This is a genomic window from Ancylobacter amanitiformis (genome assembly GCF_030814815.1).
Lineage (GTDB): Bacteria > Pseudomonadota > Alphaproteobacteria > Rhizobiales > Xanthobacteraceae > Ancylobacter > Ancylobacter amanitiformis.
In genome coordinates this window covers 1-12,513 of sequence record NZ_JAUSVR010000027.1, presented here as the reverse complement: position 1 = coordinate 12,513, position 12,513 = coordinate 1, and the positions used below count along the sequence as shown (strand labels likewise).

The 12,513-nt window shown below is 67.0% G+C and carries 11 protein-coding genes and 3 tRNA genes; 8 read left to right on the top strand and 6 right to left on the bottom strand.

Features of this window, described 5'->3' with window-relative positions:
• Positions 1-148: 148 nt before the first annotated feature.
• Both QOZ99_RS21160 and QOZ99_RS21155 read right to left on the bottom strand, forming a co-directional pair.
• Positions 149-1,276 carry an extracellular solute-binding protein gene (locus QOZ99_RS21160; protein ID WP_306891981.1) on the bottom strand — a complete coding sequence of 376 codons (1,128 nt, stop codon included), beginning with the start codon at positions 1,274-1,276 and terminating at the stop codon, positions 149-151.
• Positions 1,277-1,412: 136 nt separating this feature from the next.
• Entirely contained in the window at positions 1,413-2,513 is a 1,101-nt protein-coding gene (locus QOZ99_RS21155; protein WP_306891980.1) for a lytic transglycosylase domain-containing protein, read from the bottom strand.
• A 433-nt stretch (positions 2,514-2,946) separates the two neighbouring features.
• On the opposite strand from QOZ99_RS21155, the gene QOZ99_RS21150 reads away from it, so the two are divergent.
• Both QOZ99_RS21150 and QOZ99_RS21145 read left to right on the top strand, forming a co-directional pair.
• The gene (locus tag QOZ99_RS21150; protein ID WP_183192146.1) at positions 2,947-3,681 is read left to right on the top strand and encodes a TerC family protein; all 735 of its coding nucleotides are present in this window, start codon (positions 2,947-2,949) and stop codon (positions 3,679-3,681) included.
• Positions 3,682-3,867: 186 nt separating this feature from the next.
• Complete coding sequence (locus QOZ99_RS21145) at positions 3,868-4,563, top strand: sulfite oxidase-like oxidoreductase (protein ID WP_306891979.1); 696 nt, start codon at positions 3,868-3,870, stop codon at positions 4,561-4,563.
• 182 nt (positions 4,564-4,745) lie between these two features.
• Here the strand turns inward: QOZ99_RS21145 and QOZ99_RS21140 are convergent, their stop codons facing one another.
• Complete coding sequence (locus QOZ99_RS21140) at positions 4,746-5,729, bottom strand: hypothetical protein (RefSeq protein WP_306891978.1); 984 nt, start codon at positions 5,727-5,729, stop codon at positions 4,746-4,748.
• A gap of 542 nt (positions 5,730-6,271) precedes the next feature.
• A tRNA-Thr gene (locus tag QOZ99_RS21135) sits at positions 6,272-6,346 on the bottom strand.
• A 444-nt stretch (positions 6,347-6,790) separates the two neighbouring features.
• On the opposite strand from QOZ99_RS21135, the gene QOZ99_RS21130 reads away from it, so the two are divergent.
• The 3 genes from QOZ99_RS21130 to QOZ99_RS21120 all read left to right on the top strand — a co-directional run bounded on the left by QOZ99_RS21130 (position 6,791) and on the right by QOZ99_RS21120 (position 8,320).
• Positions 6,791-7,213, top strand: a complete 423-nt coding sequence (locus QOZ99_RS21130) for a hypothetical protein (protein ID WP_306891977.1) — start codon at positions 6,791-6,793, stop codon at positions 7,211-7,213.
• Positions 7,214-7,247: 34 nt separating this feature from the next.
• Complete coding sequence (locus tag QOZ99_RS21125; RefSeq protein ID WP_306891976.1) at positions 7,248-7,874, top strand: OmpA family protein; 627 nt, start codon at positions 7,248-7,250, stop codon at positions 7,872-7,874.
• A gap of 104 nt (positions 7,875-7,978) precedes the next feature.
• Entirely contained in the window at positions 7,979-8,320 is a 342-nt protein-coding gene (locus QOZ99_RS21120) for a RidA family protein (RefSeq protein ID WP_306891975.1), read from the top strand.
• Between the two features lie 194 nt (positions 8,321-8,514).
• Here the strand turns inward: QOZ99_RS21120 and QOZ99_RS21115 are convergent, their stop codons facing one another.
• Both QOZ99_RS21115 and QOZ99_RS21110 read right to left on the bottom strand, forming a co-directional pair.
• Positions 8,515-10,188 (bottom strand): MFS transporter, encoded by a 1,674-nt coding sequence (locus tag QOZ99_RS21115; RefSeq protein ID WP_306891974.1) that lies wholly within the window; start codon positions 10,186-10,188, stop codon positions 8,515-8,517.
• 354 nt (positions 10,189-10,542) lie between these two features.
• A complete protein-coding gene (locus tag QOZ99_RS21110; RefSeq protein ID WP_306891972.1) occupies positions 10,543-11,442 on the bottom strand; it encodes a TrmH family RNA methyltransferase in 900 nt (299 codons plus the stop codon).
• 216 nt (positions 11,443-11,658) lie between these two features.
• Between QOZ99_RS21110 and QOZ99_RS21105 the strand changes: the two genes are divergently transcribed.
• The 3 genes from QOZ99_RS21105 to QOZ99_RS21095 all read left to right on the top strand — a co-directional run.
• Positions 11,659-11,743 (top strand) — tRNA-Tyr (locus QOZ99_RS21105).
• Between the two features lie 33 nt (positions 11,744-11,776).
• Positions 11,777-11,850: transfer RNA gene (locus QOZ99_RS21100), tRNA-Gly, on the top strand.
• Between the two features lie 217 nt (positions 11,851-12,067).
• Positions 12,068-12,513: GTP-binding protein (locus QOZ99_RS21095; protein WP_306891971.1), on the top strand; the 446-nt coding region annotated here is incomplete at its 3' end.

The window sequence follows — 12,513 nt, the reverse complement described above, 5'->3', positions numbered from 1 at the left end:
CACAATGTTCGTCGTCCCGACCGGGCGGATCCCGGCCGTCCACGCCATCGCGGGGCGTCCGCGAAGAGGCCGGATCCCCGGAATCTGCCGGGGACGACGCTGGTTAGGGGAAAGCGCGGGGGCCGGGCGAGCCGGCCCCCGTCCGTCGTCAGCTGTTGGTCAGCTTCTCGACATATTCGGCGCGCAGCTTGGCGTAGAAGTCGGTCTGCATCGGCCACCAGAACAGGTTGTCGATGGTGCCGGCCGGATAGGCCGCCTCGAAATCCTCGCGCGCCTCGGCCGAGAGATACTGGCCAGCGCCCGCGGCGGCGCTGTTATAGCCGGTCGTGTTGGCGAACTTGGCGGCGATTTCCGGCTGGTAGAGGAAGTTCGCCAGCGCATAGGCCTGTTCGAGATTCGCCGCGCCGGCGGGAATGGCCAGCGTGTCGGTCCAGGCGAGGCCGCCTTCCTTGGGCATGCCGTAGCGCCACTTCTTGTCGGTCTTGCGGTGCAGCAGGATGCCGGTGGTGTCCCAGGTCTGGCCGATGGTGGCGCCGGCGTCGGTGAAGGCCGCGGTCGCTTCCGTCGCGTTGTTCCAGTAGGCGCCGATATTGCCCTTGTGGGCGACCAGGTACTTCAGCACGCCCTCGAACACGCGGCGGCTTTCGGCTTCCGACTTGTAGAGGTCGAGGCCGCGGTCGGACTTCAGCTCGCCGGTGGCGTCGAGATAGAGCGCGACACCGTTGAACACCGACTTCTGGCGGATGGCGGTCTGCTTGGGGTGGCCGGCCAGCCACATGTCGCCATAGGAAATCTCGCCCGACTTCTTGTCGGGGAACTTCGAGGAATCCCAGGTGATGCCTTCGGTGCCCCAGTCGAACGGCACGAGATAGCGCTTGCCGCGATAGGCCGCTCCGAGGGTCAGCGAGTTGCGGTAGATCGAGGGGATGACCTGCGCGGCCTTGAACTTGGCCTCGTCGATCGGCTGCAGCAGGCCGTCCTTGTAGTAGTTCGGGCCGGTGTCGACCGAGGGGAACAGCAGGTCGAAGCCCTTGCCGCCGGCGGCGCGCAGCTTGTTCTCGGCTTCCTCGTTGGAGCCGTAGGTCGACAGGTTCACCTTCACGCCGGTGGCGTTGGTGAAATCGGCGAGAAGGGTGTTCTTGTCGAAATAATCGCCCCAGGCGTAGACGTCGACCGAGCCGGAGCTGGCGAGCGCATCATGGGCGCGCAGCACGACCGGCGCGGCGACGGCGAGCGCGCCGGCCTTCATCAGATCGCGGCGGGAAAAACGGGTCATAAATACCTCCCTTGGCCTCAACGGCGAAACCGCGTTCGCTCTAGTTCGGGCCGATGAACGAACGATGACATGCGTGCGCGGGTTGAGAAAGCCGATGTCGCCGGCAGACAAGTACCATGTCGCTTCCGCTCAAGGCTCAACTCGGCAGGACGATGCAGGCGCCGCCAATGGCCCGCAGCCGGCTGCACAAGGCCTGCGCGGCCTGGCGGCTGGGCTGGGCGACGCGCACCCTGTAGAAGGTGCGCGCGCCGCGTGAGCGCAGCCGCGCACCGATGATCATGGGTTGCGTGCCTTCCAGCAGCGCGGCGAAGCGTTTCTGCGTACGTTGATAACTCGCGAGTGCCCGTGCTTTTGAGAAATTTCCCGAGAGCTGGACCCCCCAGGGCGCGGTGACGGCGGCGATCTCCTGCGCCACTTCGCCGCCGCCGCGCCGCAGGGCGGCGGTCACACTGATGCAGCCGGCCGGCCCGAGCGGCAGCGCCGCTGCCACAGGTGCCGCTCGTCCCGGCGTGGATGTCGGGACGAGTGCCGATTTTGTTTCCGGCATCGAGGCGGTCGCCGACGCCGCCGCGCTCGCGGGCGTCGCGGATGATATGACGGCCGCGCCCGGCGTCCGTTCACCGGCTGCCACGCGGCCCGCCGCCTCGTTCGTGGCCGCCGGCCTGGCGCGATCCGTGGCCCAGTCCTCGGCCGCCCGGCCGGTGATGAAGATGAGATAATCCTGCGTCTCCAGCGGCAGGCCGCCTTGGCCCGACAGCCAGCGCTCGACCCGCGAAGGGCCGGCATTGTAGGCGGCGGCCGCCAGCCCGAGATTGCCGAAGCGCTCCCGCAACTCCGCCAGCAGCGCGGCCGAGGCGGGCAGGGCGGCTTCCGGATCGAACGGATTGGCCAGGCCCCGCTCGGCTGCCGTGCCGGGCATGAACTGGGCGATGCCCTGCGCGCCCTTGGGGCTGATCGCCCCGGCGCGGAACGCGCTCTCCCGCCAGATCAACCGGGTGAAAAAGGCGACCGGCAGGTCATGACGGCCGGCCGCCGCCTCGATGATGCGGCATAGTGTCTGCTCGACGCTCTCGCCCGGCGCGCCCGGCGCGGGGGCCGTGGTGGCGGGCTTGGCGGGATCCGGCTTGGCGAGATCCGGCTTGGCCGGCTCGGAATTGGCGGGCTTGGAATTGGCGGGCTCGGTTTTATCGGCTTCAGCTGCGCCCGTCGCGGGCGGGGCGGGCGGGGCGGCGGGCACGGAGTCCTGTCCGTGCGGTCGCGCGCGTGCCGGAGCGATCGCTTCCGCAGCCGCTTCGCCCCCCGGCGCGGCGACAGGGCTGGTCTGCGTTGTCGTCAGCCCGCGCGGGAGGTCTCCCCATGCCGGCGCGTGAAGCGCGGGGAGCAGGCAGGCGAGGGTGAACAGGACGCGCCCGAAAGCGTTAGTCGCATCGGAGCGGCGACCTGCCCATTGCGATGCGGGCGAGCGTGCCATAAATTGGGTCTACCCGATCCGGGCCCCTCTGACGCGAGCCTCGCCGGCGTTCGTGTGATGTCGGATCTAGCCTCGACATCCCCGCCGGCTAGAGGAGACTTGCTTGCAGACCATCGTCGTCATGTCATCGGGAGCCACGCCTGTGGTTCCCGCGCTTTCACGTGTCTTCGTTGTGGCCCTCGTTTCGGCAGAGTGACCCATGGAATATCTTCTTGAACTTGCGGCGAGCCCGGCGGCCTGGGCGGCGCTCGTCACGCTGATCGCCATGGAAGTGGTGCTCGGCATCGACAACCTGCTGTTCATCTCCATCCTCACCAACAAGCTGCCGGAGGATATCCGTCCTCGCGCGCGGCGTATCGGCATCGGGCTGGCGCTCGTCATGCGCCTTGGCCTGCTCAGCACGGTGGCGATCATCGTGACGCTGGTCGAGCCGGTCATCACCGTGTTCGGCCATCCGTTCTCGTGGCGCGACATCATCCTGATCGCCGGCGGCCTCTTCCTGGTGTGGAAGGCGACCAAGGAAATCCACCATGCCATGGCGCCGCATGACGAACAGGTCGCCATGGAGGGCGGTTCTCTGCAGGTCAGCTTCAGCGCCGCCATCGTGCAGATCCTGATCCTGGATCTCGTGTTCTCGGTCGACAGCATCATCACCGCCGTCGGCATGACCGAGCATATCCCGATCATGGTGATCGCGGTGGTCTTCGCGGTGCTGACCATGCTGCTGGCGGCGGGTCCGCTCGCCAATTTCATCAACCGCAACCCGTCCATCGTGATGCTGGCGCTGGGCTTCCTGCTGCTCATCGGCACCACGCTGATCGCCGAGGGCTTCGGGGCGCATGTGTCCAAGGGCTATATCTACACCGCCATGGCCTTCTCGGCCGGTGTCGAGGCCCTGAACATGATCCATCGCCGGCGCAAGGCGGCGCACTAACCTTCCGCGGCCGCGTCGACATGCTGCGTCGGCGCGGCCGCGGCCATATTGTTTCTGACGTTGGATTGATCCGGCGGCGTGGTGTTGCGAAACGCCGTGCCGCCGGTCAATGCTAGGATCGCACGCGATCTTTCGGCGGGCCCGATCCGGGGCCGAAGCCGGCAACCCGACGCAGGGAGCCGAATCATGACTGAGGAAAGCCAGCCGCAGGCCGGTACGGATGGGGCAGTCCTGCCCTCGGACAGCAAGCTGACCACCACCAAGCAGCGCTGGGCCCGCGAGGGCAAGTTCCTGACCGGCAAGGTCACCCGGCCGGACAGCGACCGGCTGCCGCCGGGTCAGCATCTGGTGCGCGACTGGCCAGTGCTGGACCTCGGCCTGCAACCGCGCATTCCGCTCGACCACTGGCGGCTGGACGTGACGGGTGAGGTGGAGCATCCCGTCTCATGGGACTGGTCGGCATTCGGCGCGCTGAAGCAGACACGGGAAGTGACCGATATTCACTGCGTCACCACGTGGTCGCGCTACGATAATCGCTGGGACGGGGTGGCGACGCGCGACCTGCTCGATCTTGTCATGCCCAGGCCTGCGGCCACCCATGTCGTGCTGCATTCCTATGATGGCTACACCACCAATCTCGCGCTGGAAGACTTCGCCGCCGAAGACGCGCTGGTCGTGCATAGCTGGGAGGGCAAGCCGCTCACGGTCGAGCATGGCGGGCCGGTGCGCCTCGTCGTGCCGCATCTCTATTTCTGGAAAAGCGCGAAATGGCTGAAGCAGATCGAGTTCCGCGCCGGTGACAGGCGCGGCTTCTGGGAGGAGCGCGGCTATCACAACCATGCCGATCCGTGGAAGGAAGAGCGCTATTCCGACGACGAGTGAGGCGCCCGGCCGGCTGCGGGCGGGCGGGCGCGAGGCCTCGTGCGCTACGCGCCCGATCTGACACAACGCACCGTGAAACAAAGCCGCCCGGATGGCTCTCGCCTCCGGGCGGCTTTGTTCTTGAAGGGACGTCCTTGTTCTTGAGGGGGCGTCGCGATCGGCTCGCCGGAAAGCCGGGATGATCAGCGCGGCCGCAGGAATGTGCCGGGCTGACGGGGGGGCTCTTTCGCCGCCGGGGCCTTGCGGGTCGGCGAGGTCGAACTGGCCGATGCCGCCGTCGCGGCGCCGCCGAACTTGCCGCTGGAAGGGTAGGCCGTCTTCGCCGCCGGCGTACCCGCCCCGCCGCCCTGCCCGGATGGGGCGGACGATCCGAGGCCGGAAGCGGCTTTTCCCGAAGGGCCATGGTTCGTAAGAGTGGATCCCGTGAGGCCCGAGCCTGACGGATTGGAACCTGCCGACACCGTGGAGTTTCCGCCCGTGCCGCCGGAGAGGGCGCTGCGCTGGCCGCTCGCATAGGCCTTGGCGAGGCTGCCCAGCGGGGCCTTGCTGCCCGCCAGCGGGCGCGCGGGCTGCGCGGGGGCAGCCGAGGACCGGCTGGCCGGCGATCCGCCGGATGCGGGGCCATTAGCCTGCGGCCGGATAGCCGCGCCGGCCGACTGACCCGACCGGATCAGGGACGTGGCGGCGGCAATCTGCCCTGGCCGGGCCAATTGCGCCGTGCGCGGCAGATCGGGGGCGACCGCTTCATTGCCTTGCCCGGACTTGAGCGAGAGTTCGCGGCGCAGCTTGGCCCAGGTGTCGGCCAGCGCCGAGGGATCCCAATCCGGCTCCCTGTCGTCGACGTCCCATTTTTCCAGCGTCTCGCGCGTGGCGACACCGGAATCAACGCGGGGGCGCGCTTCGTATTCAGCGAGTGCCGCCGGATCATTCACCTCGGCCGCCATCGCCACGGCGGCCTGAGGAGCCTGCGCCGCGACCGCCGCGCCGGGCAGCACGACGTTCCACTTGCCGGTTTCCCACTCGTTGATCGCCCACATCACCGCAGCGCCGAGGCCGGCACCGGCGCAGATGTCGGTCACGCTGACGCCGGGCACGACCACGAGGTAAATGGCGCAAATCACCGCCACGCCGATGTAACAGGCGGGTGCACGCCATTTGGATTGCATGGCCGGAATCCCCAAATGCCCGAATCTCGCGATGACAATAGCTGATTCGCGGGAATCTCAGTGCCTTAGGCCGAGAAAATGACATGCCGTGAAAATGACATGCCGTCTGCGCGTGCCGCCGTTCCGCCTTGTCCCGCCGGCGGGCCTGCGCTCTTTCGAACCTCAGGACGGCGGCATGCGGGGCGGGCGGCTCGCGCGTCATTCGGCTGCCGCGTGGCGCGATCGCACGGGCGGTGGCGGGGGGAAATTGCGCAAAGGCCGGCCGGCTCATCCGCGCCCTCTCGCGGGATCGGGCCGAGCAACCATATCTCCCGGCATCGCCTCGCTGGAACCACTTCGCTGGAATTATCTCGCCGGATATCCCGCCATGAGCATTCTCGGCTTCGAACCGATCACGGTTGTGTCCGCCATGTATGTCCTCGGCTTTGCCGGGATGATGATCGTGGCGTTCGACGCCATGTCCGATCGCGGGCAGGATGGGCGGTAACCGTCTTTAGGACGGCGCGCAGGCGCGAGCCTGTGGGCGTCGCCCTCGCGGGGAGTGGTGCCGGCGGAGAGGATCGAACTCCCGACCTTCGGTTTACAAAACCGCTGCACTACCGCTGTGCTACGCCGGCAAAACGCATATTCCCGGGGTGATTTTCTCGCGCCCGCGACGCTCCACGCGACATTCCATCAATCGATGGTCCCATGAAGCGATGGTCGCGTGCCGGGTCTGGTGACGTCCCCCGAGAAGTACGGCGGCGCTTTCTTCTCTCACAGAGGCCCTTCGGTCAAGCCTGCCGCGCTTTTCCGCAGCTTCCGGGGCAGGCGTGCCGCGATGGCGAATGGGCGCGGCGGTGGGGCGACCCGCTCAATTCGGCGCTTCGTGCCGTCCTTCGCTGCCTCGCCTGGCGGCATGTCGGGCTTCCCGCGACGAATTTTGAGTGCTGTGACGTGTGTCATTGCGCATGACGCGCGGTTCTGCGACAGGATTGACGCATGGTTCGGCGAGTGTCGTCGTGCCAGAGGGCTGGCGCTGTTTCGCGCTGGGATCACTCGCTTGGGAGGCGGGAATAGTGATGAAGGGAACCATCTTTGCGCTTGGTGCGCTGGTGCTTGCGGCGACGTCCGGCGCAGCATCCGCGCAGACCATGAGCTATGCCCAGGCTGGCGCGCTGATCGCCAAGAGCTGCGGCCCGTCGATCGAGCGCTTCTGCGCGACGGTGAATATCGGCACCGGTCAGATGCAGCAGTGCCTCACGCAGCACCAGGACCAGGTGCCGCGCCAGTGCTTCGACGATTTCGCGGCCGTTCAGACCGGCATCGCCAAGCGCGTCGCCGCGCAGGCGAATGCCGGCAAGGCGTGCTCGGCGAGCGCGCAGCAGTTCTGCTCGGGCGTGAAGCCGGGCGATGCCAACATCCTCGACTGCCTGCTGGATTCGGTGAAGGTCGTGCGTCCTGCCTGCAAGCAGACGCTGGTCGACGCCGGCTGGGCCAATTGACGAACACGGCATCGCTGAGGGGATGAAACAGACCATGACCCGCTTTACCCGTCTCGTCGGGGGCCTTGCCCTCGCCGCCGCGCTCGCCGCTCCGCTCGCCACGAGCGCCAGCGCCCAGACCGCCGACAACAACCAGCAGATCCTGCAGGGGCTGTCGAGCGTCACCAATGACGATCCCTCGCTGACCGTGGAACTGCTGCGCAAGATGGCGCAGGACGCGGTGGCGCAGAACCAGCCGCTCGGGCTGAACAAGTCGGCGATCGCGCAGAAGCTCGACAAGCTGGCGCAGATCACCGTGCAGATCCAGTTCGCGCTGAATTCGTCGATCATTCGCCCCGAGTCCTATGGGACGCTGGGCTCGATCGCCGACGCGATGCACCACCCGATCCTGTGGAACTACAAGTTCGTGGTGGTCGGCAATACGGATGCCACCGGCACCCGCGCCTACAATCTCAAGCTCAGCCAGGAGCGGGCCGACGCCATCGTGCAGGCGCTGGTGACGCTGTTCCGCGTCTCGCCGGACCGTCTGGAGGCGCTCGGCCTCGGCCAGGAGGCGCTGCAGGTGCCCGGCAAGCCGGATGATCCGATCAACCGCCGCGTGCAGATCTTCAACATCGGCACGATGGGGCCGATGGGCAAGGCCTGGATGAACCCGCAGTGATCGGCACCCGATAGGCGTGTCGCACGCCTTCCTGTGCTACCAAGACCGGCCGGCGCTCCCCAGCGCCGGCCGGTTTTTTCATGTCGAACCAGAGTTTTGCTGAGATGAGCATCAAGAGAATCGAAGTCGGCCCGCGCATGAGCCAGGCCGTGGTCCACGGCTCCGTCGTCTATCTCGCGGGCCAGGTTGCGCTGGGCGACGGCGTCGCCGCCCAGACCAGGGCGGTGCTCGACCAGATCGACGCGCTGCTGGCCGCAGCCGGCACCGACAAGACCCGGATCCTGACCACCACCATCTACCTCGCCGATATCTCGACCTTCGGCGAGATGAATGCGGAGTGGGACACGTGGGTTGCCGCCGGCCACACGCCGGCCCGCGCCACCGTCGAGGCCGCGCTCGCCACGCCGGACTACAAGGTCGAGATCGTCGTTTCCGCGGCGCTCTGATCCATTCCGCGGACCCTTCTCGAGGGGTGGCGGACACGAAAAAGGCCCCGTCCTGCGACGGGGCCTTGTCGTTTGAAGAACACGCGTCTTGAAGAACACGCGTCGGTCGCCGTGGCCGTGTCGTTCGCCATGGCCTTGTGGTCTTCCGGCGGCGCGCCGGTCGGGCGCGACGCCGCCTGTGCCCGATATCAGGCTCAGTGCCAGTTCTCGAGGTCGCGATCCTTGGTCTCGGGCAGGAAGATCACGCCGATCACCACGGTCATCAGGGCCACGATGATGGGATACCAGAGGCCCGAGAAGATGTTGCCGGAGGCCGCCACGATGGCGAAGGCCGTGGGCGGCAGGAAGCCGCCGAACCAGCCATTGCCGATATGGTAGGGCAGCGACATGCCGGTGTAGCGGATGCGGGTCGGGAACAGTTCCACCAGCAGCGCGGCGATCGGGCCGTACACCATCGTCACGTAGAGCACGAGGATGAACAGCAGGCCGATGACCGCGAGCGAGCGGCTGTCGCTCAGCACGCCGCCAATGGTCGGCTGCTTGAGGATCGACGGGTCGCCCACCTTCGGGTAGCCGGCGGCCTGCGCTGCGGCGACGATCGCGGCGCCGCTCTTGTCGGTGTCGGCGATAACCACCGGCGTACCGTTGACCGTGGTGACGACCGGCGAGCCGGCCGGGCCGGGCAGCAGCTGATAGTGCATCGAGTTGGTCGCCAGCGTGCGGCGGTAGACGTCGCACGGACGGGTGAAGACGCGCACGCCCACCGGGTCGAAAAGCGTGCCGCAATTGGCGGGATCGGCGGTAATGTCGATCTTCACATTCTCCGTCGCCGAGATCAGCATCGGATTGGCGATGCGGGCGATGTTCTCGAACAGCGGGAAATAGGTGGCGGCGGCAATCAGGCAGCCGGCGATCAGGATCGGCTTGCGGCCGATCTTGTCCGACAGCCAGCCGAACAGGATGAAGAACGGCGTGCCGATCAGCAGGCCGGCGGCGATCAGCAGGTTTGCCGTCGTCCCGTCGACCTTCAGCGTCTGCGTCAGGAAGAACAGCGCGTAGAACTGACCCGTGTACCAGACGACCGCCTGGCCGGCGGTGCCGCCGAACAGCGCGATAAGCGCGATCTTGGCATTCGACCAGCGACCAAAGGCCTCCGTCAGCGGCGCCTTGGAGCGGCTGCCCTCCGCCTTCATCTTCTGGAAGGCCGGGGATTCGCTGAGCTGCAGGCGGATCCAGATCGAGAAGCCGAGCAGGATGATCGACAGCAGGAACGGAATGCGCCAGCCCCAGGCGTTGAAGTCTTCCGGCGACATGGACAGGCGCAGCGTCAGGATGACGAGCAGCGACAGGAACAGGCCGACAGTGGCCGTGGTCTGGATCCACGACGTGTAGAAGCCGCGCCGCCCATGCGGGGAGTGTTCGGCGACATAGGTCGCGGCACCGCCATATTCACCGCCGAGCGCAAGGCCCTGGGCCAGACGGCAGATGATGAAGATCACCGGAGCGGCATAGCCGATCGTCTCGTAGCTCGGCAGCAGGCCGACCGCGAAGGTGGCGATGCCCATCAGCGTCATGGTGACGAGGAAGGTGTACTTGCGGCCGATGAGGTCGCCGAGGCGTCCGAAGAACAGCGCGCCGAACGGGCGCACCGCGAAGCCGGCCGCGAAGCCGAACAGCACGAAGATGAACTTGGCCGTGTCATTGCTGCCGGGCACGAAGGTCATCGCGATATTCGCGGCCAGCGAGCCCGCGAGATAGAAGTCATACCACTCGAAAACCGTGCCGGCGGAGGAGGCGATGATGACCTTCCTCTCTTCCCGCGTCATCGGTCCGGACCGTGTCGTCGGACCTGCCGTCGTTACGCTCATGTTCGTTCCCTTCCCCAGAATATGCCGCGCGAATAGCCAGGCGCGCACAAGAATGCGCGCGTCGAAATGCGAACTCCCGCCTTGGGAGTCACGTCGGTGCTGTCGTTCGAGTTTGGGAGTTCCTGCGGGAACGCCGGTCACTCGGGCTGTTTCCTCCCGGTGACGGTCCGCAATAAATCGGTTTGCGCCGTTCCCCGGATCAGTGGAGCGCGGAATTCTTTGATTCCTGCACTGCCTCACGGGAAAGCTTGGCGAAAAGTGTGGCGTTTGACGATTGGCAATTGGTCGTAACGCGGCAGATGCTGCACTGCGAAGCGGTTGCCGGCTCCGGTCAGCGGTGCCGGTTGTGCGCGCTCAGTTCCGCACGCCGATGGCGCGTCGGGCGATGTGCAGGGCGAGCACGGCCGCGTTGGAGACGTTGAGGCTGACAATGGCGCCGGGCAGGTCGATGCGCGCGAGCGTGTCGCAGGTCTGGCGCGTCAGCTGGCGCAGCCCCTTGCCCTCGGCGCCGAGCACCAGCGCCACCGGCGCGCGCAGAGGCGTGTCGACGAGATCGGCGGGGCCTTCGCTGTCGAGCCCCACCACCTGCGCCCCGCGCTTCTTCAGGTCGTCCAGCGCGCGGGCGAGGTTGCCGACGAAGCAGAACGGCACATGCTCCAGCCCGCCGCTCGCGCTCTTGGCCAGCACGCCGGTCGCCGCGGGGCTGTGGCGCGCGGTGGTGATGATGGCCCCCACCTTGAGCGCCGCCGCGGAACGCACGATGGCGCCGACATTGTGCGGGTCGGTGATCTGGTCGAGCACCAGCACGAGGTCGTTCTCGGCCGCTTCCTCAAGGGTGAGCGAGGGCAGGGGATCGCATTCGGCGAACAGGCCCTGATGCACCGCGTCCGATTCGAGCAGGCGGTCGATTTCGCCGGGGCGCACGAGCTGCGGCTCGACCTTGAGCGGGACTGACTCGTCCTGCAGCCGCTTCAGCGCGTTCTCGGTCGCCATCAGGCGGCGGAAGCGGCGCTGTGGATTGCGCAGCGCCTCGGTGACGCTGTGCCAGCCATAGAGTATGGCGACGTCCTCCGGCCATTCGCCGAAAGGCCGGCCGGCAGGGCGCTCGCGCCGGCTGTCAGGGCCGCGCTTTCCGCCCTTGTCGTGCCAGTTCTTCGCCGGTCGCGCCTTGCCGGCCGCGCGGGCGCCGGAATCGAAGCCCGGCTTCGAGGGGGCGTTGGGGCGGTCCGGTGGCTGGCGGGGGCGATCGTTCATGGCTTGGCTCTGTGTGTCCCCGCCTTCTGTCATGGCGCGTCCGGCTTGGCAATTCGATCCACAGGCGCGAAGGCCGGGGCAGGGGATGTTGGGCCGGCGGGGTTGACAGGGCCGGGGCACCTCACCATAAAGCGCGCCTCACGGGAGGCGGTGCTTCGGCGCCACATGCTTCCCGCGGCCGGAGTTCCGGCCACCACGACGTGCCTTGAGTGACCTGGGGGAGTGTCCCGAGCGGCAAAGGGGGCGGACTGTAAATCCGCTGGCTATGCCTTCGTAGGTTCGAGTCCTACCTCCCCCACCACGTCGTATTGCTGCTATGTTTACCCCGACCTTCGCGGGTGTAGCTCAATGGTAGAGCAACAGCCTTCCAAGCTGATGACGAGGGTTCGATTCCCTTCACCCGCTCCAACTTTCATCCCCCACCGCTGAATGCCGCTGCGGCTCCACCGCGCGCGATGCGCAGGCAGGCTCCCCCGGCGCGGGACAGGCTCCACGGGCGCGGCAAGCTTCTCGCGCGCGCATGCGAAACGCGGTACTTAACGCGGCACTTGCGGAATTGCAGGAAACCGCCTATCCCACGCCCCGATTTTCGCGACGTCGGGACGTTGCTGAAGGAAAACAGGTCATGGCCAAAGAGAAGTTCAACCGTTCGAAGCCTCACTGCAACATTGGTACGATTGGGCACGTCGACCATGGCAAGACGTCGCTGACGGCTGCGATCACGAAGGTTCTCGCTGAGTCGGGCGGGGCGACGTTCACGGCGTACGACCAGATTGACAAGGCGCCGGAAGAGAAGGCGCGCGGGATCACGATCTCGACGGCGCATGTCGAGTACGAGACGGCGAACCGGCATTACGCCCACGTCGACTGCCCCGGGCACGCGGATTATGTGAAGAACATGATCACCGGCGCGGCGCAGATGGACGGCGCGATCCTCGTCGTGTCGGCGGCGGACGGCCCGATGCCGCAGACCCGCGAGCACATCCTGCTCGCCCGTCAGGTCGGCGTTCCCGCTCTGGTGGTGTTCCTGAACAAGTGCGACCAGGTCGACGACGAGGAACTCCTCGAACT

Coding starts and splice junctions, on each gene's coding strand:
- QOZ99_RS21110 (WP_306891972.1), bottom strand. CDS start 11,442: ATGAACGATCGCCCCCGCCAGCCACCGGACCGCCCCAACGCCCCCTCG.
- QOZ99_RS21120 (WP_306891975.1), top strand. CDS start 7,979: ATGAGCATCAAGAGAATCGAAGTCGGCCCGCGCATGAGCCAGGCCGTG.
- QOZ99_RS21125 (WP_306891976.1), top strand. CDS start 7,248: ATGACCCGCTTTACCCGTCTCGTCGGGGGCCTTGCCCTCGCCGCCGCG.
- QOZ99_RS21145 (WP_306891979.1), top strand. CDS start 3,868: ATGACTGAGGAAAGCCAGCCGCAGGCCGGTACGGATGGGGCAGTCCTG.
- QOZ99_RS21115 (WP_306891974.1), bottom strand. CDS start 10,188: ATGAGCGTAACGACGGCAGGTCCGACGACACGGTCCGGACCGATGACG.
- QOZ99_RS21130 (WP_306891977.1), top strand. CDS start 6,791: ATGAAGGGAACCATCTTTGCGCTTGGTGCGCTGGTGCTTGCGGCGACG.
- QOZ99_RS21160 (WP_306891981.1), bottom strand. CDS start 1,276: ATGACCCGTTTTTCCCGCCGCGATCTGATGAAGGCCGGCGCGCTCGCC.
- QOZ99_RS21140 (WP_306891978.1), bottom strand. CDS start 5,729: ATGCAATCCAAATGGCGTGCACCCGCCTGTTACATCGGCGTGGCGGTG.
- QOZ99_RS21150 (WP_183192146.1), top strand. CDS start 2,947: ATGGAATATCTTCTTGAACTTGCGGCGAGCCCGGCGGCCTGGGCGGCG.